The 21,649-nt window shown below is 54.6% G+C and carries 18 protein-coding genes and 5 pseudogenes; 10 read left to right on the top strand and 13 right to left on the bottom strand.

From position 1 onward, the window contains the following. Window positions 1–154 precede the first annotated feature (154 nt). Window positions 155–334, bottom strand: a pseudogene (locus V6N04_RS17775) (transposase); the annotation flags it as partial. Here V6N04_RS17775 and V6N04_RS17770 point away from each other — a divergent pair. After that, the gene (locus tag V6N04_RS17770) at window positions 292–798 is read left to right on the top strand and encodes a transposase (protein WP_371171542.1); all 507 of its coding nucleotides are present in this window, start codon (window positions 292–294) and stop codon (window positions 796–798) included. The pseudogene V6N04_RS17775 and the gene V6N04_RS17770 sit on opposite strands and share 43 nt — an antisense overlap. Before the next feature lie 348 nt (window positions 799–1,146). On the opposite strand, the pseudogene V6N04_RS19025 reads toward V6N04_RS17770, so the two are convergent. From V6N04_RS19025 to V6N04_RS17740, 7 genes and pseudogenes are all read right to left on the bottom strand, one after another. Beyond that, window positions 1,147–1,391 (bottom strand): annotated as a pseudogene (locus V6N04_RS19025) (IS6 family transposase); the annotation flags it as partial. Between the two features lie 80 nt (window positions 1,392–1,471). Next, complete coding sequence (locus tag V6N04_RS17765) at window positions 1,472–2,545, bottom strand: ADP-ribosylglycohydrolase family protein (RefSeq protein WP_371171541.1); 1,074 nt, start codon at window positions 2,543–2,545, stop codon at window positions 1,472–1,474. Next, window positions 2,529–3,560 (bottom strand): ABC transporter permease, encoded by a 1,032-nt coding sequence (locus V6N04_RS17760; RefSeq protein ID WP_371171531.1) that lies wholly within the window; start codon window positions 3,558–3,560, stop codon window positions 2,529–2,531. Before V6N04_RS17760 ends, V6N04_RS17765 begins: the two co-directional genes overlap by 17 nt. After that, a complete protein-coding gene (locus V6N04_RS17755; RefSeq protein WP_371171530.1) occupies window positions 3,557–4,657 on the bottom strand; it encodes an ABC transporter permease in 1,101 nt (366 codons plus the stop codon). The genes V6N04_RS17760 and V6N04_RS17755 overlap by 4 nt, the downstream gene beginning before the upstream one ends. Continuing rightward, complete coding sequence (locus tag V6N04_RS17750) at window positions 4,650–6,218, bottom strand: ABC transporter ATP-binding protein (protein ID WP_371171529.1); 1,569 nt, start codon at window positions 6,216–6,218, stop codon at window positions 4,650–4,652. Before V6N04_RS17750 ends, V6N04_RS17755 begins: the two co-directional genes overlap by 8 nt. A 57-nt stretch (window positions 6,219–6,275) precedes the next feature. Further along, window positions 6,276–7,307 (bottom strand): BMP family lipoprotein, encoded by a 1,032-nt coding sequence (locus V6N04_RS17745; protein ID WP_371171528.1) that lies wholly within the window; start codon window positions 7,305–7,307, stop codon window positions 6,276–6,278. A 25-nt stretch (window positions 7,308–7,332) separates the two neighbouring features. Further along, window positions 7,333–8,058, bottom strand: coding sequence for a GntR family transcriptional regulator (locus tag V6N04_RS17740; protein ID WP_371171527.1), 726 nt, complete (start codon window positions 8,056–8,058; stop codon window positions 7,333–7,335). 207 nt (window positions 8,059–8,265) lie between these two features. Here V6N04_RS17740 and V6N04_RS17735 point away from each other — a divergent pair, with 207 nt between their 5' ends. From V6N04_RS17735 to V6N04_RS17720, 4 genes are all read left to right on the top strand, one after another. Next, entirely contained in the window at window positions 8,266–8,814 is a 549-nt protein-coding gene (locus V6N04_RS17735; RefSeq protein WP_371171526.1) for a nucleoside hydrolase, read from the top strand. A 57-nt stretch (window positions 8,815–8,871) separates the two neighbouring features. Next, window positions 8,872–9,774 (top strand): carbohydrate kinase family protein, encoded by a 903-nt coding sequence (locus V6N04_RS17730; protein WP_371171525.1) that lies wholly within the window; start codon window positions 8,872–8,874, stop codon window positions 9,772–9,774. Window positions 9,775–9,820: 46 nt separating this feature from the next. After that, complete coding sequence (locus tag V6N04_RS17725) at window positions 9,821–10,144, top strand: hypothetical protein (protein ID WP_371171524.1); 324 nt, start codon at window positions 9,821–9,823, stop codon at window positions 10,142–10,144. A 132-nt stretch (window positions 10,145–10,276) separates the two neighbouring features. Next, window positions 10,277–11,305 carry an IS110 family RNA-guided transposase gene (locus tag V6N04_RS17720; RefSeq protein ID WP_371171523.1) on the top strand — a complete coding sequence of 343 codons (1,029 nt, stop codon included), beginning with the start codon at window positions 10,277–10,279 and terminating at the stop codon, window positions 11,303–11,305. Between the two features lie 594 nt (window positions 11,306–11,899). On the opposite strand, the gene V6N04_RS17715 is transcribed toward V6N04_RS17720, so the two are convergent. Continuing rightward, entirely contained in the window at window positions 11,900–12,232 is a 333-nt protein-coding gene (locus V6N04_RS17715; protein ID WP_371171522.1) for a putative quinol monooxygenase, read from the bottom strand. Between the two features lie 4 nt (window positions 12,233–12,236). Continuing rightward, the gene (locus V6N04_RS17710) at window positions 12,237–12,878 is read right to left on the bottom strand and encodes a LysE family translocator (protein ID WP_371171521.1); all 642 of its coding nucleotides are present in this window, start codon (window positions 12,876–12,878) and stop codon (window positions 12,237–12,239) included. Window positions 12,879–13,306: 428 nt separating this feature from the next. On the opposite strand from V6N04_RS17710, the gene V6N04_RS17705 reads away from it, so the two are divergent. The 5 genes and pseudogenes from V6N04_RS17705 to tnpC all read left to right on the top strand — a co-directional run bounded on the left by V6N04_RS17705 (window position 13,307) and on the right by tnpC (window position 19,867). Continuing rightward, complete coding sequence (locus V6N04_RS17705; RefSeq protein WP_371171520.1) at window positions 13,307–14,311, top strand: alpha/beta hydrolase family protein; 1,005 nt, start codon at window positions 13,307–13,309, stop codon at window positions 14,309–14,311. A 474-nt stretch (window positions 14,312–14,785) separates the two neighbouring features. Then, the gene (locus tag V6N04_RS17700; RefSeq protein WP_371171519.1) at window positions 14,786–15,688 is read left to right on the top strand and encodes a LysR family transcriptional regulator; all 903 of its coding nucleotides are present in this window, start codon (window positions 14,786–14,788) and stop codon (window positions 15,686–15,688) included. Between the two features lie 85 nt (window positions 15,689–15,773). Continuing rightward, a complete protein-coding gene (locus V6N04_RS17695; protein ID WP_371171518.1) occupies window positions 15,774–16,472 on the top strand; it encodes an RraA family protein in 699 nt (232 codons plus the stop codon). Next, window positions 16,469–17,869, top strand: a complete 1,401-nt coding sequence (locus tag V6N04_RS17690; RefSeq protein ID WP_371171517.1) for an MFS transporter — start codon at window positions 16,469–16,471, stop codon at window positions 17,867–17,869. Before V6N04_RS17695 ends, V6N04_RS17690 begins: the two co-directional genes overlap by 4 nt. A 477-nt stretch (window positions 17,870–18,346) precedes the next feature. Continuing rightward, window positions 18,347–19,867 (top strand): annotated as a pseudogene (gene tnpC / locus V6N04_RS17685) (IS66 family transposase). On the opposite strand, the gene V6N04_RS17680 reads toward tnpC, so the two are convergent. The 3 genes and pseudogenes from V6N04_RS17680 to V6N04_RS19020 all read right to left on the bottom strand — a co-directional run. Next, a complete protein-coding gene (locus V6N04_RS17680) occupies window positions 19,842–20,573 on the bottom strand; it encodes a 4'-phosphopantetheinyl transferase family protein (RefSeq protein WP_371171516.1) in 732 nt (243 codons plus the stop codon). The pseudogene tnpC and the gene V6N04_RS17680 overlap by 26 nt on opposite strands. Beyond that, window positions 20,570–21,250: pseudogene (locus V6N04_RS17675) on the bottom strand (thioesterase II family protein); the annotation flags it as partial. The pseudogene V6N04_RS17675 and the gene V6N04_RS17680, both read right to left, overlap by 4 nt. 286 nt (window positions 21,251–21,536) lie before the next feature. Continuing rightward, a pseudogene (locus V6N04_RS19020) lies at window positions 21,537–21,649 on the bottom strand (IS200/IS605 family transposase); the annotation flags it as partial.

Genomic DNA, 21,649 nt, shown 5'->3' with positions numbered 1-21,649 from the left:
ACTCATTCGGTCTAAGAAAATAAGCTTTTGAAAAATATAGATATATTCTGTGATGTGTCACAGTCGACGCGTGAATTTCGAGAATTTTAACCCATTAATATTAAACGGTAAAAATCCTTAGCGTGTTTTTCTGCACTGAGCCGCACTCGACCCCATAAAGGCTCTCCGCGATGCCTTCGCGACGGCACAACGCTGAGATGCTTTCTTCTCCGCGCATCCCCGCCAAAACAATGCAGATCTTCTCCTCCGCCGAATAGGTTTGCCGCGTCTTGCGGCGGATGTTTTTTACCAATTTATCTGCAGACGCTTTGCTGCTTCCGGATTTCTTGTTCATCTTCACTCCATGAAGGTTACGATGAACCAGAAATCCTCCCTTACGAAAACCTCAATTCTGTCCCAAAAGCGCTGACGTCAGACATGGTGGCCGAGATTGGTGATATCACGCGCTTTGAGAATCCGAGACAACTCATGGCCTGGCTGGGATTGGTACCCAGCGAACATTCGAGCGGAGGTACAAGCAGGCGCGGGCGGTTGACAAAGACCGGCAATGCGCTGGCCAGAACTATGCTCGTTGAAGCGAGTTGGTCATACAGACACCCGCCAAAGGAGGGGCAGCCGTATCTGAAGCGTTCGGCGCACCTGCCTCAAGAAATCAAAGACATTGGTTGGAAAGCTCAGACCCGGCTGTGCAGTACGCTGGAGATGGCAGCCATGGATAGGGAAATCCTCGCACCCCGTTGGGAAACACATCCGTTCTTAGAGAGAGGCACTCCCGTATCGAATTTGGTCAGGCGGTAATCAATCCGCGGATGAGAGCATGACAACCATCGGTTCGGCTTGCCGTCTCCAGCGCTTGTACAGGCTACAGACTTTGACCATTCCGCACCAGCGGGGTAGTCTCATCGTGTCGAGAAGATCAAAAACTCTCATGAGAGCGGGGTCTGTAATCCGCGCCGCCGTCACCCGGCACAGTGCTGGAGAAGCCCGGCCGCTTTCGAACGAAAGGTGGCTTAAACGAGCACTTGGAGCGGAAGAAAAGCGCGACAGGTTCAGTTTGCAGATGTCCCGAACGCGTAGCCGAATTTCGCCTTGCAGCACGTTGTTTCACGCTAAAGCTGAACCGACTGGAAGTCGGTGGGTTGCCGCGCCGACGCGGATATACGTCTCATCAACATGCCAATCGGCACTTGTCCGACGCAAATACTTCTCTGTTCGCTTGGTCAGCTCGGGGCCGAACTTCTGAAACCGGCGGTACACGGTCGACCTGTCAGTAGTGATCCCCGCCCAGCGAGCAGATCGACGACATCCTGATAGGACAGCGGATAGCGCAGATACCACCGCACAGCGCAAAGGGTGATTTCGTGCGGAAAGCAGTGGCGCTTGAATGGGATCTGCGCAGCATGTTCGACCTCAACAGCGTCATCGTGGCCAAATGCCTTGGTTAATGCCCCGGTCCCTTTGATCGCGTTATTCAGGCGGCCGCGATCTCGGCGAGCTTGAATTTTGCGCTCAAGGTATTGGACATCGTTTTGAGATCGAAATCGTCATTCGCCGCCAGAAATTCAGTCACGATCTCGCTTGGAATGGCGCTGTGGCCACTCAATACACCGGCCATTGCACCAGCCATTGCGGCGATGGAATCGCTGTCGTTGCCAATATTCGTGGCCAGTTTGACAACCTTCCATGGATCACCATTGGCATAGGCGAAAATGCCGATCGCGCATGGAACTGACTCGGCGGCCATAACGCTGTTTCCGACCTCCGCTTCCAACCGTTCAAGAAAGTAGCGCGTATTTTTGGCTTCTTGCGCGATACGCAGGGCCATCTTTGTTCTGGCTTTGAAACGAGGGCCGGCCTCGAGTCGTCCATGTTTCCGAGCAAGATTGCGGCCGTACCGGGCGCCTTCGAAACAAGCGTCCAGGACTTTGTCCACCGTCGCGCTGTCGGTCATTGCAATAGACGTCCCTGACGCGATTGCGCAGGCGGCCTCGATTGCCACACTGGCGTCGTGTGACGGCAGACATGTTTTAAGTGTCATCTCACAGCTGGACCGAATATCGCCGGGAAAGCACATGCCGACAGGTGCGCAGCGCATAGCCGCACCATTCGTTGCACCGATGTTAGTCATCTTGCGGTTTGAGGTGCCGATCAGACCGAATTTTGTAGGGTCGCGTCCTTCTTTCAAAGCGTTAATAAGCGCTTCGGTGCTAGGCCCCATAAACCCAGCTTTGGGCGAGGTCTCGCGCCAGGAGAGCAAGCAGGCAATCCAATCTTCGTTTGAGAACGCAGGCCCTTTTTCAACCAGCTCGCGTGTCAGATAGTACATCTGGCTGGCATCGTCGGTTATCTCTGCAGTCTTGCCATTCTCCGCCCCGGCGAAAGTATCGGGAGGGGGAGATACAAAACGGTCCAGTAACTTTTCACCGTAAAGCTCGCGAATCTCTTCCATTGTATATTGCTCGGTGGGGGCCCCAAGAGCGTCACCGATGCCTGCGACCAGGAGCCCGGAGTAGATTTTTTCGGTCGTGCTAGAGCGGCTTGGCATTTTGAGTTTCCTTTCGAGACGCGCTGAGAGTGACAAGGCCCGACTGGACACGGCGGGCGCTGCGCTGATGCCGACGCCAGGCAAGGGCAAGAAGGGCGAGAATTGTGACAAGCGGAGCCAAAGAGAAAACGACTGCCGTGGGCACGTTGAGTAACCCGAGTTGGGCAGCAAATACGCTGGCCAGACCGAAGAAGGCTGCGGCGGCAGCCGTGCCGAATACAGAGCGCGCCCCGAGGAAGATCGCGGCGAGCGCCAGAAAGCCCCGACCTGCCGTCATATTGGCCTGAAACAGCGTTAGGTATCCCATTGAGAGATAGATGCCACCGAGCCCTGCCAGCAGGCCGCTTAAAAGGATGGCATAGTATTGAATGCGCTTGACTGGGATGCCGGCGGTGCGACAGGCTTCGGGGTTTTCGCCCACGGCCCGCAGACGCAGCCCTAACCTCGTCTTGTGCAAAAACACCCAGACGAGCCCGATAGAGATCAGCGCAACATAGATCAGAACATGATGGCCGGATCCGTTGGCGCCCGCGAACAGACCACCAATTCCGGGAACGTCTTGCAAGGGTCCCAAGCTGATCGTGGGCAAAGCAAAGCTGGTCAACCCGGCGGACGAGCCTTTGTCGCCTGAGATGGAAAACAACAAAAAGACCGTCAGGCCCGCTGCCAGAATATTGATCCCGACACCTGCGATAATCAGGTTGGCATCAAATTCGAGATAGAAGATCGCAAGAACGAGCGCCAGGAATACAGCGGACAAGAGTCCAGCCGCTGCCCCGACGAGTGCAAAAAACAATGGCCCTGCATCAGGCCACATCGTTGCAGCCCATGCCGACCCGATCACACCGAAAAAGGCGGCAATCAGCATCATGCCTTCCAGGGCAACATTGATGACACCTGCCAATTCCGAAATCAGGCCACCCAGTGCGGCAAAGATCATCGGGGTCGCAGCCCGCAGGATCGCGGCGAAGAAGGATGCGGTAAGCAGGGTCTGAAAGAACTCGATGATTGTCATTTGGCACGCCTCCCAAGGCCAAGCCACTGTCCAAGTCGGGGCAGCAGATTCTCAGAAACGGTGAGAAGGATGATGATGGCTTGCACAACAAGCACCATTTCGCGGCTCACGTCGGTCGTCCGTTCCATGACCTGGGCGCCGGCACGCAAATACCCGTAGAACAATGCCGCCGGGATGATCAGGCGCGGGTCGTTCCGGGCGAGCAGGGCGACAACGATGCCTTCAAAGCCCAGGCCCGCCGGAAAATCGCTGGGTAGGCGTTTGAGGATTGCATTGGCGATATGAAAGCCTGCGATCCCGGCCGCCGCGCCTCCGATGGCCATGGAGAGTGCCACAGTTCGATCCACCGGCATCCCCATTTGCCGCCCGAACGACGGGTTCTGACCTATAACACGCAGTTCATATCCTTTGTTGCTGCGTGCCAGAAACACATAGGCAAGCAGGCAGACAAGTGGGGCGACAAGGATCATCCAGGTGACGTTGGTGCGCCGGATCAAAGGCTCAAGTATGGCACTGGCCTGAAAGAAGGGGGTTACGATAAAGCCTGCCTGCCGATCAATCATGATATTGAAAACAACGAAGATGAAGAACTGTATCGCGATGACGTTCAGCATCAACGTTGTCACAATTTCATTCGCGCCTGCCTTGGCTTTCATGATACCGGGCAGCCAACCCCAGACAAAGCCAACGACCACGGCAGCAGTGAAAGCCAGCGGGATCAGAATTGCGCCGGGCAGGGGGACATAGATACTGATGGCTGCTGACGCCAAAGCACCGAGAAACAGCTGCCCATCGGCCCCAAGGGAAAACTGCCTGGCCCGAAACGGGATCGCGACCGCCAAACCAACGAGCGCCAGCGTGATGCTGTCTTCGATAAACGTGCCAAAGCGCGACATGCCACGCCACCGGATCGTCCCGTCATCGAGAACCGTCGAAGAGGGAAGCGGCCCGGTGAGAATAGCGTCAAAAACCTTTGTGGGCTCCTCACTGATGAACAGGATGATGATCATTCCAATCAGCAATCCGATCCCGACCACAAAAATCGTTTTCAAGATTTCCCTTAGGATGGAAGACTGGTTTGCAATAGCGCTAGACATCGGACATCTCCTGCCGGTCGGATAGGCAAGCGCTTGCATCGCTTTGCCGTTCTGCTCCGAGCATATAGAGGCCAAGCTCGTTCTCGTCTGCCTGATCTGCGTTGAAATGGGCGACGACTTCGCCCTTGTAAAGGACCATAATGCGGTCGGAGAGCGCGATTGTCTCTTCCAGATCTGCCGAGACCAAAAGAACCGCGGTTCCTGCATCACGCAGGTCAACCAACTGCTGTCGCAACCCTTCGGCGGCACCGATGTCCACACCACGGGTTGGTTGGGCGGCGATCAGGAACTTAGGATTGGTCGAAAATTCGCGCCCGAGAACAACCTTTTGCATATTGCCGCCGGACAGAGCGCCAATCGGGGTTTTTTCTGATGCTGTTTTGACACCGAAGGACTCAATCATTGCTTTTGCGGCCGCGTTCACGGCCGCGCGCTTCCGAAAGCCGGATCGCGAGTAAGCATCGTTAGCGTATTCTGCCGCAATGAAATTCTCTTCGATTGACATGTCGGCGACGATGCCATCATGGATTCTGTCCTCAGGGATGTTTGCGACGCCTAGGCTCCGAGCGGCCCCAACTCCACGACCCGTGAAAGTGTTTCCGTTTATGCTTGCTTCACCTTCTGCTGGTGGCAGAAGGCCGATCAGCACCTGCCCGAGGGCGGCTTGGCCGTTGCCTTCGACACCGGCCACCCCGAGAATTTCTCCGGGTCGAATATCGAAGCTGACGTTGTTCAAGCGAACGCGACCATCCAGGCCAATCAAGGTCAGATTTCGGGCCTCTACAATTGACTTAACGTCCGGGTTCTTTCGTGGAGCCGGGATATATGTGACGGGCCGCCCCACCATCATCTCTGCAATGTCGGCCACGGTGACGTCGGCGGCGTTGACCTGCCCCATGACTTTGCCATCGCGCATGACAGTCACGCGATCAGCGACTTCCTTTACTTCGACAAGCTTGTGGGTGATGAAGACCACCGTCATGCCCAATTGCGTCAAACCCTTGATTGCCTTGAACAGATCCCGGGTTTCCTGCGGTGTCAGTACGGCGGTGGGTTCGTCGAGCAGCAGAATTTCCGCCCCCTTGTATAGCGCCTTCAATATCTCGATACGTTGTTTCAACCCGACAGCAAGGCGACCGACGATGGCGGCCGGATCAACCGCCATCCCATATTTTTCGGCGATTTCGGCCACTCCGGCATTCATATCTTGTCTGTTCAGAAACAGGCCCTTAACCGGCTCGGACCCAAGTGCGATGTTTTCGGCAACGCTCAGGCTGTCAAGCAGCATCAGATGCTGGTGGACAAGGCCGATATGCAGATCAATCGCGTCCTGCGGAGAGTTGAACGCGACGGTCTTACCACCAACGTCAATCGTGCCGGTCGTCGGACGTTCCAGGCCGTAAAGCATTTTCATTACGGTTGATTTCCCGGCGCCGTTCTCACCGACGATCGCGTGGATTTCGCCGCGCTTCAGATCGAACGTCACCTCCTTCACGGCTTCTGTGCCGTTGGGATAAGTTTTTCCCAATTCGCTTACGGATACAACGATATCATCTTGCATGATCTTCCCCCGGTTGGCTCCCCGGGCAAAGACGAGTGCCCGGGGATAGTGTCGACATTAGAATGCTGTCGGCACGTCGATGGTCCCGTCGATGATCTGGGAGGAAATCTTATCAATACGGGCCAGGGTTTCGTCGGATACATATTTGCGCGTCACGTCATTGATCGCGAGGCCAACACCGCCTGATTCAAGGCCCTGCGCATCGGCTGTGCCGAACAGTTTTTCACCATCAAGAATGCGCCCGAAGGCCGAAACCAAGGCATTGTCCACATTTTTGAGAACCGAGGTCACGATGCGGTTTGCGATTTCCGGGTTCGACACTGCGAAGATTGCCGCTTGGTCAGAATCGACGCCAATCGCGAGATGACCCTGTTCTGCTGCAGCTTCCAGTACGCCTTGGCCGGTACCGCCCGCTACGGCGAATACAATGTCCGCGCCCTGTCCGTACTGCGCAAGAGCCATTTCCTTGCCGATGGCCGGATCGCCAAAGTTATTGGCGTATTGTTCGAGGAAAGTCGCATCCGAAAGAACCGAGTTCGCACCAGCCTCATAGCCGACAAAGAAGTCCTGGATGACCGGAATCTCCATACCGCCCACAAATCCCAGAGTTTCCTGGGTGTTAAGCGCGTCCGTCGCTTCGGTCGTCAACGTTCCTGCCAGAACCCCGGCCAGATAGGCGCCTTCGTTCTGTCTGAAGAGGATGGAGTGTACGTTTTCACATCCGCAGTCGTCATAGTTTACGATTCCGTCGAAAATGATGAAATTCACCTCGGGATATTCCTGAGACAGGCTTTCAACATAAGAGACCATTGTGAACGTACCGGTGACAATCGTGTCGTATTCACCGCTATCGGCAAGATCAATCAGGGCAGATTCCCACCGGGTCGGATCAAAACCAGCTTCGATTGTGCGGGTTTCCAGGCTGTAGTCTTCGGCGATCCGGTCCATACCGCGCTGCGCGCTGTCAAAGAACGACTTGTCGCCCAATGTCCCGTTGACGAAGAAAGCGACGCTTTGTGGGGCGTCGGCAAGGGCCGGCGATGCCAAGCCGAGGGTGGCCGCGCAGCAGGTAGCGAGTAGATGTTTCATGGTAGTCCTCCGTTGGTAGATTTGTTTAGTTTTCCAGCCCGCGCCGACGCACGACGGTGTCGTAGCTGTAGCGTTGGTTGTATTTCATCTCGCAGTATTCCACGGGCCTGAGATCATCCGAGACCGTCATCCGTGCGATCCGCAGCAATGGCGTCATTCCGGTGACTTCGAGCAACTGTGCCTCTTCATCTGTTGGCATGACGGCGCTGATGCTTTCGGCTGCATCGGTAAGGATGAGACCAAACCTGGCCTTGAGAGTCGCGTAGAGCGAGCCGCTAGCTTCCAGTTCGTCACGGCGCAGCTGATGATCTGAGCCGGTGTGGACATAGCTGTCGTGCAGCCCAACGGGCTGGCCATCCAACAGCCGGATACGGTGAAGGCGCAACACGCGGGTATTGGCGGGCAGTTCGAGTGCTTTGCAAATATCGGGCGCAGGAACAACCTGCCCGAACTTCAGGACAGTTTGACTGGCGATTTGCCCGTTGCGACGGGCTTCATCGCTCCACCCGTCAATCGAGCGATGCATGTGGCGCATCTGGTCAGGGGCCACAAACGTGCCTCGCCCATGACGCGAAACAAGGTATCCTTGTGTTTCAAGAAGTTTGATAGCCTTTCTCATCGTTTCGCGACTAACGCTGTAGTCGTCAGAGAGAGCGCGTTCCGCAGGCAGGGCCTCGCGCTCTTTGAGGTTACCGGTATCAATCGCTTTGGCGATCATATTGGCGACTTCAACATAGCGGGCTTTCGACACTGGTTTCTCCACTTGTCCCGTTCATCATAGGGTCTGGCAGAACGATGTCTGCCTTGGGCAGGCCATTTTTGGCTTTACACAAAGTGGTACGTACCAATATACAGACCTGGCGTCAATAGTGGATGTGGAAATCCCTACTCCAACGGACGCGCCGGATAGGCGGCACATCGAAACATTGATGCCCGGGCCCATTGCGTCGGAGGACAAATGAAACAGAAGATTATCTTGGACTGCGATCCCGGGATCGACGATGCCCTTGCCATCCTGTTCGCATTGGGGTTGGAGGAGCTTGACATTCATGCGGTAACGACGGTCTCGGGTAACCGGCCTGTTGACCAAACCTTTGAAAACGCCCGGCGGATTGTGGCTTTGGGTGGCCGGCCGGAAACCCCTGTGTTCAAGGGCGCATTCTCGCCTCTGGATCAAACAGCCCCTCGAAGCAACCTCGTGCACGGGGCGGATGGGCTTGGCGGAATCAGCCTTCCGCAATCCGCAGCACCAATCGAGGCGCGTCCGGCAGCGATTGCGATACTGGATATTCTGCGGGATAGTCCTGAGGGGGAAGTGACGCTTGTTGCCATCGGGCCCTTGACCAATCTTGCGCTGGCCTTCGCGTTGGACCCGACGACAATTAGACGCGCAAAGCGTTTGGCGATAATGGGTGGCTCCATTCATTATCCAGGCAATGTGACGACGGTTGCCGAGTTCAATGTCTGGGCCGATCAACGTTTGAGCCCATTTGACGGTGGATTGTGATGGCTTATTGGGTCTGATGCTGGATAGTTTGACGTGTTTGTCAAAAGGAATGACAAAATGAATAAGATTGCAGTCATCGGTGATCCCGTAATTGATCAGATATACCGGACATCCGACGAACTCATGGCTGGTGGAAAGATGTTGGGGCAGTTTGTTGGATCTGCAGCGGGCGGAACAACGTCGAATTTTGCTTGTGCTGCCGCAAAGTTTGGCCTGCGCCCAAGCATGATCGGGCAGGTCGCGAACGGATGGGAAGGCGAGTTTCACAAAGACGCTTTTCAAGATGGCGGTGTTGATGTGGGCCAGCTCCGCACTCACAGCGTAGAACGCGGCGCTCATACGATCATCGCGATCGGACCTGATGGCGAAAAGACCCTGATTTACGTGCCCTTCCCAAAGACCGGCAAGGAAGGCGTCGACGCCGATACTTTGTCAGAATTCGACGCAATCTACTTGATGGCCGTTGATTTTGCGCGGATCGCGCAGTGTGCTGAACAGTTGCCGTCGCTTATCTGCGTAGATGTCGATGCAGCAGCGGGCCTTGACCGCGACAGTTTTGAGCAGGCCTCCCGGGTCGCAGATTTCATGTTCATCAATGATGTTGGATACAGGATGCTGTTTGGGAGTGAACCCGAGTTGGGCGCTATCGAAGATCTTCTGTCTGGCAGACTGCAATGCGTTGTCTGCACCGGCGGGGCAGGGACGAGTTTTGCCGTCGCACGGGGCCAAGAGAGATCGATTGAAAGTTGCCAGATGTCTGCGCTGAAAGCCGAGGTCGTGGACACCACAGGGGCCGGCGATTGTTTCAATGCTGCGTTTCTTGCGCGCCGGGCCGCGGGGAAATCCCTTACTGACTGCCTTAAATTCGCGATGACGGCCGGCGCACTGGCGACGGAAACGATGGGTGCAAGAGCGTCCATACCGGACAAATCGCTGGTGATGAGACGGATGAAAGATTGACCTCGAACCAGCAGGGACTGTTGCATTAGTTTCAGTTTGGTTTCGTATGAACAACAACGCCGAGGAAGATCATTCCATTCAAAACCGGCTTCCCATGATGAATGCTGAATTGGATCGAATGCTGAGTGATCCAGACATTACCAATGCACACGCCTATTCAGTCCGGTGTCATAGAGATAAGATTGCAGAGCTAATCGCGACCGATAAATACTCCAGTTTTTATAAAGACTTGACTGGCTTACGCCTGCAAAGACTTTCGCATATGCACAGTCATTTTGGATCAAATGTATTTTTGTCGGGCCCGGATTCTATTCCAGATGAGATTGTCATGCGTGCTCCCGGGGCCAAGTGGTTTTTCACTTTGAAATAGCTCCAATCTTTGGCTGCCGCTTCAACCGCGCGTAAAGGCCCGATCGAATGGTGTGGTTGCCGTCCTATCCGAACGGCATCGTAGTGTGCCAAGTTTGTGGTGTCATGGCCACATCAAGGAAAGGACGACGGCATGGATGATATGATCATTGGGGTTGATTTGGCAAAGAACGTTTTTCAGCTTCATGGGGCAAAACAATCGGGTGATTTTTTGTTTCGCAAGAAACTAACCCGCCCACAATTTGAGAAGTTTTTGGCTGAGCGCGACCCGGCAACGGTGGTCTTGGAGGCTTGTGGCAGCGCAAATTTCTGGGCGCGGGAGCTTGCAAAAATGGGGCATGAGGTGCGTTTGATCGCGCCACAATATGTTCGGCCCTTTGTGAAGCGTCAAAAGAATGATGCAGCGGATGCTGAGGCGCTGGTCATTGCTGCGCGTCAACCGGAGATGCGCTACGTAATTCCAAAAACGACTGAGCAGCAGGCGCAAGCGGTGGTGTTTCGCTCGCGAGAGCGACTTGTTAAGCAACGGACGGAATTGGTAAACGCACTCCGTGCAGCCCTTTTTGAATTTGGCTTAACCCTCCCGCAAGGAATTAGTTCCCTTGGAAAGGCGTGGGAGATCCTTGAGCGAACGGACATTGATGTCCCGCAAGTGGTTTTGGATGACTGTCGGGACATGCTCACCCAAATTTCCGAGAAAACAGAACGGATCAATGAGCGTAGCAAAGAGGTGAAGCGCCTTGCTGATCAATCGGAAACACTATCTCGTCTTCAGACCATGCCAGGGCTTGGTCCGATCACGGCCCTTGCGATCAGCGCTTTTGCACCGGACATGGCCAGCTTCAGGCGTGGGCGAGACTTCTCCGCCTGGTTAGGCTTGGTGCCACGGCAAAACTCGACTGGCGGCAAAGCAAGGCTGGGCGCTGTGTCCAAAGCTGGGCAATCAGACATTCGTCGCCTGTTGATTATTGGCGCAATGTCGCGGCTGAACTGGCTGGGTCGGAAACCAATTCGTGATGGGGACTGGATCGACCGGTTGATGAAGCGCAAGCCCAGAATGCTTGTTGCGATTGCATTGGCCAACCGTATGGCCCGACAGATCTGGGCTATGCTGACGAAACGCGAAGAGTATATTGAACCGGCTACGCCAATTACGGCCTGATAGAGCATCAGCACGCAGGTGTAGCTGAAAGGAGTGTAAGACGTCCAAACCTGAATGGAACAATCGAGAAATCCGGGAATGGGAAAACCAGCAAACCTTCTAGGGCCGCTAAAGCCCGGCGATCGGATTTGGACCCATCCCGCGGATCACCATACCGGCCAGCGGCAATCAAGAAGCGTCGCATAAACAGGCCTGACAGAGGAAAGCACTCGATCACTTCCAGAAAGGTAAAAACGACTTGCATAGCGGACGGCAACCACAGAGGAAGGTTTGTTCGTAGGATCCAGTTAAGGCGGAACAATAGAGGAACTGTTGACTATCAGATGAATTCGATTCAAACGGCGCAAACTAACCCCATCCCCTGTTTGCCCGTGCGGCCAGTTTCGTTGATCTGACTTCCCCATGGGAAAATCAGGGCTGATCTACCACCTGGCGAACGTGGGAGGGCAAGCCGCCCGGTCACCATTGCAGTCATTCGATTCTAGAGATTGAATACACAGATCGCGGGACAAACCGCTCTTTCGCTGCATTTGCGCCAATGGCCGCTACCTGTTCCGGGGCACTCCATCGCGACTTGCGTTCGAATGAGCGGCCTTATGTCACGAAGGGCGCAAACGGGATACGCTCTCGGTGTGCGGCCTTTGCGACAAGATCATCAACGGCTGCGAGAAAGTGTGGCGAAGCGTTGTGCGCGTCCCACCCAGAGGCATCTTCGTAAAGCTCATAAACAAAGAACTGCGAAGGATCGTCGGGCGATCTGTAAGGCATGAAGAACTTCATGCCCGGTTCCGCGTTTGATGGTCTGGCCAAATTCTGGAGGATTTCAGCAATGGCGTCAGCCTCACCCTCCTTAGCCGTGATCCGCACCATCACCGCGAAACCTGTATTGAGATTTTGGGCTGCTGCGTTGTCGTCGTAGATTCCCATCCGCTCAACTCCGATCGGTCAGCAAGCGAAGGCCTGCGAAGCCAAAGAACGTGCCGAGTGCGCCTTGGATGAAGCGGCGTGCGCGCCCGTAAACGCGAACCATCATCGGGGTTGAAAACGCGACCGTATAGAGAAGGTGGATCACCACGGACAAGACGAACGTGCCGCCCACAATCGCGCCAGCGACCCACAGAGGCGCACCGGGAGCGAGGCCGAGCGAAATAATCGCGATCCATGCCAGTGCAGCTTTCGGGTTTGTCATTTGGATGATGTATCCGCGCCTTGTGTAGCCCCATGCAGTGCGCCGACCGCCCGCCAGCTCTGTGGCATCGACGTCGTGGGCAGATGCCGCCGACCGAAACGCCTTATACGCCAACCAGAGCAAGTAGAGACCGCCAAACACTTTGATAACGAGAATTGCCGAAGCGTAAGTCGCAAGCAGGGCTGATAGTCCGATTGCGGTAAGCACCGCCCACGTTAGTGTTCCTGTCGCAACACCCATAGCAAGTGCCATGCCTGAAGGTCGGTTCACCGCCATAGAGGTTCCGATCACGGCGAGAACGTTTGGACCGGGGCTAGCAATCGCCATCAAAAATGCGCCGTAAGAAAGCAGGATGCCCGGCAGGTAGGGGGAGATGTTTTCCATCAATTGTAGCCTCGCTGAAGAGTAATAATGTTCGCACTATGTTCTGCGCCACGATTTTCCGCAAGGATTTGTTGATCAGCCGATGGTGGTAGATCGCGATAGCTGTAGCGAATTGCACTTATTCGGGGCTCGGATTGCAAACATCCCGGATTCTCGCTCGAATTATTTGACGCTATCCGGGGTGCCAAACTCACTTTATTTGCGAATGAGATCAGATTATGTGCGACGGGATTGCAATCATCCTCCTCGGATCACATTATGTGCGAACGACATACCAGTTTAAGAACACAGAGCGGATGCAAGTGCAGCAATCGCCGTTCGCTGCACGACCCACGAACTGGTAAGACGCGGACTTTGATCCCACGCATCTTCGCCACTTGAAATTCTAGGGTTGCGCCTGCAATCATTCGCAAAAGAGGAGGCTACCTGTGGGCAGTGTAGGATATCGAACTGGCTTGGAGATGGACTGTGATCGGTTTGATTGGGATGGCGCGACTGATCGACCTTTGGCTTGGTCGGCGTGGTATCCGGTCTCGACCGACGATACTGGAGGAAACCGCCCGCACGGACAATTTTTCGATCTCGGAGATGTCGAAGTTGATAGAGAATTAGCAGATAGTTCAGCGTTCCCGGTCGTACTTCTATCGCACGGCACTGGCGGTTCACCCGAAAGCATGGGCTGGCTAGCGCGAAGGCTAGCGCAAAACGGTTATGTTGTTATCGGCGCGCACCACCACGGCAATACCGGGCGTGAACCCTATCGCGCCGAAGGCTTTCTTTGTTGGTGGGAGCGTGCTCTTGATCTTTCTGCCCTTCTGTCGATGCTAAGCGAATACGGACCATTTTCCGGACGGCTCGACGTGGAGCGCGTTCACGCGGTTGGCTTCTCGCTTGGGGGTTACACAGCTCTGGCACTTGCGGGTGCTCGAACCTCAATGGATCGTTACTTATCTTGGGCGTCGCGATCGGGTGTTTCGTCAGCCACCGGACCAAGAGAATTCCCCAACGTTGCAAGCCATATTAAGCGCCTGCTCGAAAGTTCGTCAACATTTCGAAAGTCGTGGGCGCGACAGGATGCAAGCTTTAAGGATGAGCGCATTCGTTCGATCACCGCAATTGCTCCCGCTCCACCGGTTCGCGCGTTTGACGCAGAGTCCCTACAATCAATTTCGATCCCAGTGACGCTGATCTCTGGGGAAGCTGACACCGAGGCACCTTCCAGGGACTGCGCTGATTGGCTAGCGACAATCAACTCGCGGTTTGACAAGGTCAGCATCGGACAGAACGTCGGCCACTACACATTCCTCGGCTTTCCGACTGCCAATGTGATTGAAGGGGAGGAATTTGTTTTCATTGACAACCCGGGCGTGGACCGCGAGGACGTCCATGAAGCTGTAGAAAAGATAGTGCTTGACGTGATGGGAGAAGCTTGACGTCGGCTTTCTGCCACTAAGCAGCCGCTTAGGTTTCTAACCTCACCGTCCGCTCCGTCCGCGTCTGTAGCGTTGAGCCTTTTGTTTCTGCTGCGGCTGGCATGAATGACCGATTTTCCCGCCGCGCGGCGGATTAGAACTTTAAGCTGGTGCAGCAATTTTCGCGCTGCGTGCGCGCGCAGCAGAAAAAGGAGATGGCCGGGTTGGGCTCGCAGTCAAATTTCGCCGCCCAGGGCATGAACATCAGCTGTTGGGCTGTGAATGACCGCGCGTTGACCGAGACCGCGCGAAATCAGAGGTTTGGCAAATCTATCGGAAGACCGGTGTGGTGTTATCCGCCGCGTGAGCATTGCTGCGCAGGCATCGGGCCGCAAAGAGCTTATACCTCCAAAATGCTGCACTTGGCCCCAAGGTCCGCTATGGTGGAAAAAGAAAGGTGGATCTACCGCCTAAAACTACAACGCGGGCTTCGATTTGAGAGACATTTTAGGCTACCTTCGCTGCTTTGAAGCGGCGTCGCGGACCCTCAGCTTTACTTCAGCCGCAGATGAGCTTGGCGTAACGCCGAGCGCAGTGAGCCATCAGATAAAGGAACTTTCACTCCGCTGCGGATTCGCATTGTTCAAGCGCGAAGGAAATGCACAGAGGTTGACTGAAAAAGGTGCCGCGCTAGCTGCGCTGACTGCTCAAGTTCTTGCCACGCTGGACGATGGCATTGAGCTTCTAAGCGAAAACCAGCCAGACAACGCGCTGCTCATTCATTGCGATCCTGTTCTCGCCAACCGTTGGCTCCTGCCGCGCCTAGATCGGATGGAAGCGCAACCTTCAGCATTGAAATTTGAACTGAGGTCTTGGGGCGAGGCGAGTGATGCCGATCTGGTCATTGGTTTCGACGGCTGCGTGGGCTTCGAGACAATGCGGTTCGCAAACGACGCCTGCTTCGCTTTGTGTAGTCCCGACATTCTGCGCGTTGGTCAGACTGTGCTTTCGGATGAAGACTTTCGCATAGAAACGAAAATCATCCTCGGCCAGGAGCAACATCTAGCCCAATACGGAGCGTCCTGGGACGCTTGGAAGGAAGCAATGGGTTCGACTAGTCATGATCCCGTCGGCGAACACACCGAAACGCATGGGAGCGTCGAACTTGCCCTGCAGGCTGCCGTTCATGGGAGAGGTATCGTGTTGCTCCGCCAAACCATAGCGGATGACGACCTTCGGGCAGGTCGGCTGGTTCCCGCCTTTCCGGGAGTGGTGGCGCATGACCGCCCAATCATACTGTCGATCAATACTGACAGCAGACACCAGAATATGGCCAGAATGCTTGCCCTTTGGCTACTGCATGAGATGGCGGCCATGTCAGATCAATTTACGCTTTAATCAGGCTCATCCGCATATGAGATAAGATCATTGGTTTTTCAAAGCATGACATTCTAGCACGGAGTATCCCTGCTGGAGAGCCACCATGATTGAAGAACCCAAGAAGCTGACAGTATCCTCATCGTTTCATCGCCCAACACCGCAGCAGGTCAAGGCGCTTGCAAAATTCTCGACCGGAAATGTATCAGATGCACTTGGCGGCGCTTCTACGCTTGCGACCAGTATCTCTTTTTTGGGACACTCTCATGACCTGCCAAGAAAAGCGGTAGGACCAGCATTGACGGCACAAAACAGACCGGCGGACATCCTCGGGACGCTTGCCGCGATGAAGTTCATTGAGGCTGGAGATATCCTCGTTGCCACAGTCGATGGCTACACGGGCTGTGCTGCAGCCGGTGATCTCATGATGGGGATGTTGAAAAACACTGGTGCGATAGGCTTCATAACTGATGGGCCGGTACGCGATTACCAACGCATCGCAGAAGTTGGCGTGCCTGTGTGGTGCAAAGGTCTGAATCCGGCCTCGCCCCATACGAGTGGCCCGGCAGAAGTCGGGCTGCCTATAAACATTGGCGGGCAACAAGTCCGTACTGGCGACATGATCGTCGCTGACTTCGATGGCGTTGTCATCGTGCCCTTTGAGCGAATTGATGAAACTATCATCCGTTGCGAAGAAATCATAGCGGCTGAACAATCTTACGAGGCCGAGATTGCCGCCGGTCGTACCGTTTCTCAGAAAGCATTATCAGTCCTTATGACAGATGAGGTCGAGGTGCTGAATTGAGTAAACCACCCCATCCTCCGACAGCTCGATGGCGCGATCTTTTCGTCCGAAGGCATGTTGCATCGCTTTTAGTGATCGGCCTCGCGGTCACACTGCACGCTGCCGACGGTCTTTTAGTGGCCACCATGCTGCCCGTGATCGTCGCTGACATCGGTGGAACACATCTCATGTCTTGGGTCGTCATGCTCTATGAGGTCGGCTCGATCATCGTCGGTGCCTCCAGCGGCTATCTGTTGATCCGTTTCGGTCTACGCTATCCGATGGCCCTATGTGCACTGTCCTTTGCGTTAGGCTGCGGAATAAGCGCTGCCGCCAGTACGATGCCGACCATGCTCTGGGGAAGACTGTTTCAGGGCTTAGGAGGCGGTGGATTGATGGCGATGTCTTTTGTCGCCGTCACGACGCTCTTCGAAAGATACCTTCGCGCACGTGCGATTGCCTTGATTTCTACGCTCTGGGCCGGGTCTGCATTTCTTGGCCCCTTGATCGGTGGGGTGTTTGTGGAATTTGCGACCTGGAGACTGGCCTTCTGGACATTCGCGACCGCAGCGCTCGCTCTGACAATTTTCATCTGGATCATGGCGTCACCAATAGCAGAAACATCACATGCGCGAGGGACATGGCCTGTCGGTCGACTGACCCTTCTGGCGACGGGCATCCTGTGTATTGCCTTTGCAGGAGAAGAGATTTCTCTTGTTCGAACTCCACTTTTGATTGCGCTTGGCTCTCTCCTTTTGGTCGGTTTTCTTTATCTGGATGGACGCACCCCAAAAGGACGTTTATTGCCTAGGTGTGACCCTCTGCTGAGAGACAGGGCATCAGCCACGATCGGTATGGTCGTTGCCTTTGCCGCAGGTACCATCACGATTGGGGCATATGCTCCGTTTTTTCTCGTCACGTTGCATGGCCTGTCGCCACTTCAAGCGGGGTATCTCATTGCGATTGAAGCGGTCGCCTGGGCGGGGGTTGCGGCACTGGTTTCCGGACGACCCGAAAGTCAGGATTGTATGATGATTGCCATCGGCCTCATCACCGTAGTCGCTGGAGTCATTGGCCTCTGGCTATTCATAGCGTCCGGCCCCGTTCTTCTCGTTGCATTTGCGGCGCTGTTGCAGGGGGCAGGTTTCGGGATGGCATGGTCGTTCATTCCACGGTTTGCGACAGCGGGACAAACCGATACAGAAAGTGCGTTGATTTCAGCGGCGATCCCAACGGCCCAAAGGATTGGCTATGCACTCGGTGCTGCGCTCCTCGGGATGGTGGCAAATGCATCTGGAATCAGCCACACACCTGACCCACAGACTGCCTCGACCGTATTTGCAATAGGGCTGCCGCTCGTTCTCTTGGGCCTGCTCTGCCTGGCGAAACTGAGCCGCTCAGAGAGCCATCGCATATGAATAGCGGACATTGAATTTCAATTTTTGAACGGCAGCAAAGTCCCGCGACCTGTAATTTCACCCCTCAAAAAATGCTGCGCGATTCACGAATGGCCGAAATCGCCGCTGCACGGCGGCGGTGATTTTTTCGCCTGCGCAGAATATTCGGTGCCGCGAGCGCGCGCAGCGAAAAATCGCAATTCACAGTATGGGCTCTTCCGGCACGTTCGCCGCGCCGGCCAGGAAGGACCGGTTCGGTGAGGGCAATGGCGCATACTCTTGTTGGGACCATGCATACATTGGACTGAGGTTCAGATGTCAATCTGCCGGGATTTGGCACTAGGCGCGCCCGCAAAGGCATGAACCGCTGCGATATGTGAGGTCTACGCGCTTCATGCCTTTGCTTTCGTTGTAGGCCGCCGCGCGCAGCACCTGATGTGCATGATCAATCATGTGACCCTTGGTGATCACACTCAATGACGCGGGGTGTCCAATTCAATGACCGTAGTCAAGCGCGACGGTATCATCGAACGCAAGGAAGATCGTATCATTCGACTTGAGAAGCTGCTCTCTGACTTCAAGCGTGCGCTCTATGGCGCGAAGTCCGAGAAGGGTCATCCGGATCAATACCACCTTGCGCTGGAAGACATCGAGACCGCCATGGCCGCGGTCCATGCCGAAGATGAAGCGATTGATCCGCCAAAGACAAGGCCTGCCAAGCGCAAACCGCATAGGGCATTGCCAAAGCATCTGCCGCGTGTGGAAGAGGTGATCGAGCCCGAGACGACAACTTGTTCTTGTGGCAGTGAACGTCACGTGGCCGGAGAGGATGTCAGTGAACGATTGGATATCGTCCCGGCACAGTTTCGAGTGCTCGTCACACGCCGACCCAAATATGCGTGCCGGTCCTGTGAGGCCGGGATTGTTCAAGCTCCTGCGAAGCCGCGCCTCATTGAGGGCGGCATCCCAACCGAAGCTGCGGTAGCAACAGTTCTGGTGTCAAAACATGCCGATCACTTGCCTCTGTTCCGGCAAAGCCAGATTTATGCCCGCCAAGGCGTCAATATTGAGCGCTCCACCTTGGCTTCATGGGTGGGCAAAGCCGCCTATGAACTCAGGCCCATCCATGACGCTCTGCTGGCGCATCTCAAAACCAGTTCCAAACTCTTCATGGACGAGACCCCCGCACCTGTCCTCGATCCGGGGCGGGGGAAGGTCAAGAAAGGCTACTTCTGGGCCTTGGCGCGGGACGACAGGGCATGGAATGGTCCTGAACCGCCCGGCGTAGCCTTCACATACACACCCGGACGATCCGGCAAATACGCGTCTCAAATCTTGCAGGGCTTTAGCGGCATCCTGCAGGTGGACGGCTATGCTGGTTACAACCGCGTGCTTGATCTGCGTGACAATGCGCCGATCGATTTAGCCTATGGCTGTGCCCATGCCCGGCGCAAACTCTATGACCTGACCCACAACAACGTAGCCCCCATTGCCGAGGAGGGGCTCAAGCAGATCGCGGCACTTTACCGGATCGAGAAGCAGATCCGTGGGCAGTCAGCAGAGGAACGCCTGGCCGTTCGGAACCAAAAATCCGCGCCCAAGACCGCAGCCTTCTAGGCATGGCTGGATCACGCCCAAACGCAGGTGTCTTCCAAGTCGCCCACAGGTGAGGCCCTCAGATACATCGCCAAATACTGGAACGGTTTGATCCTGTTCCTGACCGACGGCCGTATCGAGATGGACAGCAACGCCGTCGAACGCACGATCCGCCCCATCGCCCTACAGCGTAAGAATGCCCTCTTCGCAGGCCACGATGCCGGTGCTCAGAACTGGGCCGTCGTCGCCTCGCTCATCGAGACGTGCAAGTTGAACCACGTCGAGCCGCATAGCTATCTGACAGGCGTCCTCTCGGCGATCGTAAATGGCCACAAGCAGAAAGACATCGACCTGCTGCTGCCCAGGAACTTCAAAGCCTGTGTAAGCGCTTACGGTATTACCGGGGAGCACTCTTGTAAGTGACCGCCGTTGCGATATGGTCTTGCGTTTTTGTGAAGCTTCCCGTGCCATGGAAGTTTTTATTGAATGTTTCGTTGAGATCGCTCGTAAAGGTGAAAGAAAACAGGCCACTGTCAAAGTCTATGCCGTCGATGGAAGCGTCTTTAAAGTAGAAGTGCTTTCCTATGTGCCGGAAGTAACATTTGAAGATGCTTTCCTTTGCAGAGAAAATAAGGGTCACGAATTCCGCCAGATCCAGCCGGGAGGGAGAATGCGCATACAGCGCCCATTCTGCAGGCTGGACGATATGTTTATGAATGTTCCTGGCCGTTTCATGTGCGATGATCGCCTCACAGTCGACCCCCAAGCCCGACAAATCAGCGGATTGAGCTGCTACGGCACAGATATATCGGTCGCTGTGAGTGATAGAGCCCACGATACCAGAGGGCCAATCGGGGCTTCTATCTTTCCTTACTGATAGTGAGCAGTTTTCATAATCGCGATCAAAGTGGGCCATTGCTTTTTTCGCGCAATATCGGCCCAGAATAAATTCTATCTTTCTCTTCTGCACTGTGCCCGATGGCAGTGGCACTTTGATCTTAGCGCTTTCATTGATCAGGATGATATCGGTATCCCTTGTTCCCAATTCCAAAGCGAAATGGGATAGCGAAGAGGAATGAGCGAGAGTTGCAAAAAGCAGACTGAACATTTTTGCGCCGTGAAGAGTCATAGATGCTGCTTAATGAACTCGCTGACGATGTTGACTTGTTCAAACAGGTAGAAATGTGTTCCGCGGAACGTCTGAAGGTTGAAAGTGCCGGAAGACACTAATTTCCATTCAACCATATGAGAGCGGCCTATTTCGTCTTCTTCACCCAGGATGGCGATAATACGTGAGGAAATAGACTCCCTCTCGAATAGGGGAGCATTATAGAAAAGTTCGAAGTCATTCCGAATGATCCTTAGAAAAACCTTTGAGTAATCTTGATGCAAAAGGACATTGGGATCGGCGCCCATTTTATCAACTAGAAAAAAAGAGAGCTCAGAATCACTCATTCCCCGAATATCGAATGGATACCCATGTTTGCCTATGTATTCTGGCGACCGTGCAGATGAGCAAAAGAAATGGGAAACTTCGATTGAGTTCTCTCTCAGCCTGAGTGCGACAGCATAGGCGATGTATGAACCCAGGCTATGTCCAAACAGTGCAACCCTGGCAGGGAAAGGCCTAGGGCAAGCCCTAAGAATTTGATCTACGCAATCCGTTACTATTGCTTCGAAACAATTGATCAATGGACTGTTTATTCGGCTTCCATGACCCGGATATTCCAGACAACAAACGGGAATGTCGCGCAATAGAGATTTCTGGAGCGGTATGTAGCTGTGCGCAAATCCGCCTGCATGAGGAAAAAAAACAACATTTCACTCATCATGATTAGCTTGGAGGTCCTACGAGACGAATAGGCAGATATTATCATATCACAGTCAAATTCTTTCTGGAAGCCTTCGGCAAAATTTTTGGTCGACAATTTTTATGTTCTCAAGGGGCGTGGTTGCGCAACTCGCGCCAGAGGTGCGACGACCCATTCGCCGCTGATCCATGTCACGCGAACTATTCCATCGATACATGTATGGAATTTGCGACCTTGGTTGACGGATTTGTTCTGTCTGCAAACCAAGGAGAACTGAACGACTACCGGCTGGCGCCGGTAGGATCGGCGATGTGCTTTTCCAAGTACTGAAGTACGATGTCCTCTGTGATGGCGCCGTTGGTGGTCGAGAAATACCCACGGCCCCAAAATCGCC

This window comes from Aliiroseovarius conchicola (assembly GCF_041403445.1).
Taxonomy (GTDB): Bacteria; Pseudomonadota; Alphaproteobacteria; order Rhodobacterales; family Rhodobacteraceae; genus Aliiroseovarius; species Aliiroseovarius conchicola.
The sequence above is the reverse complement of the archived record's forward strand: the minus strand, read 5'-3'. Positions and strand labels throughout refer to the sequence as shown.

What these genes read in the sequence shown, in the direction of transcription:
- V6N04_RS17735 (WP_371171526.1), top strand. Translation starts at nt 8,266, where the DNA reads ATGAAACAGAAGATTATCTTGGACTGCGATCCCGGGATCGACGATGCC.
- V6N04_RS17715 (WP_371171522.1), bottom strand. Translation starts at nt 12,232, where the DNA reads ATGGGAATCTACGACGACAACGCAGCAGCCCAAAATCTCAATACAGGT.
- V6N04_RS17730 (WP_371171525.1), top strand. Translation starts at nt 8,872, where the DNA reads ATGAATAAGATTGCAGTCATCGGTGATCCCGTAATTGATCAGATATAC.
- V6N04_RS17725 (WP_371171524.1), top strand. Translation starts at nt 9,821, where the DNA reads ATGAACAACAACGCCGAGGAAGATCATTCCATTCAAAACCGGCTTCCC.
- V6N04_RS17710 (WP_371171521.1), bottom strand. Translation starts at nt 12,878, where the DNA reads ATGGAAAACATCTCCCCCTACCTGCCGGGCATCCTGCTTTCTTACGGC.
- V6N04_RS17765 (WP_371171541.1), bottom strand. Translation starts at nt 2,545, where the DNA reads ATGCCAAGCCGCTCTAGCACGACCGAAAAAATCTACTCCGGGCTCCTG.
- V6N04_RS17745 (WP_371171528.1), bottom strand. Translation starts at nt 7,307, where the DNA reads ATGAAACATCTACTCGCTACCTGCTGCGCGGCCACCCTCGGCTTGGCA.
- V6N04_RS17680 (WP_371171516.1), bottom strand. Translation starts at nt 20,573, where the DNA reads ATGACTCTTCACGGCGCAAAAATGTTCAGTCTGCTTTTTGCAACTCTC.
- V6N04_RS17755 (WP_371171530.1), bottom strand. Translation starts at nt 4,657, where the DNA reads ATGTCTAGCGCTATTGCAAACCAGTCTTCCATCCTAAGGGAAATCTTG.
- V6N04_RS17760 (WP_371171531.1), bottom strand. Translation starts at nt 3,560, where the DNA reads ATGACAATCATCGAGTTCTTTCAGACCCTGCTTACCGCATCCTTCTTC.
- V6N04_RS17750 (WP_371171529.1), bottom strand. Translation starts at nt 6,218, where the DNA reads ATGCAAGATGATATCGTTGTATCCGTAAGCGAATTGGGAAAAACTTAT.
- V6N04_RS17720 (WP_371171523.1), top strand. Translation starts at nt 10,277, where the DNA reads ATGGATGATATGATCATTGGGGTTGATTTGGCAAAGAACGTTTTTCAG.
- V6N04_RS17695 (WP_371171518.1), top strand. Translation starts at nt 15,774, where the DNA reads ATGATTGAAGAACCCAAGAAGCTGACAGTATCCTCATCGTTTCATCGC.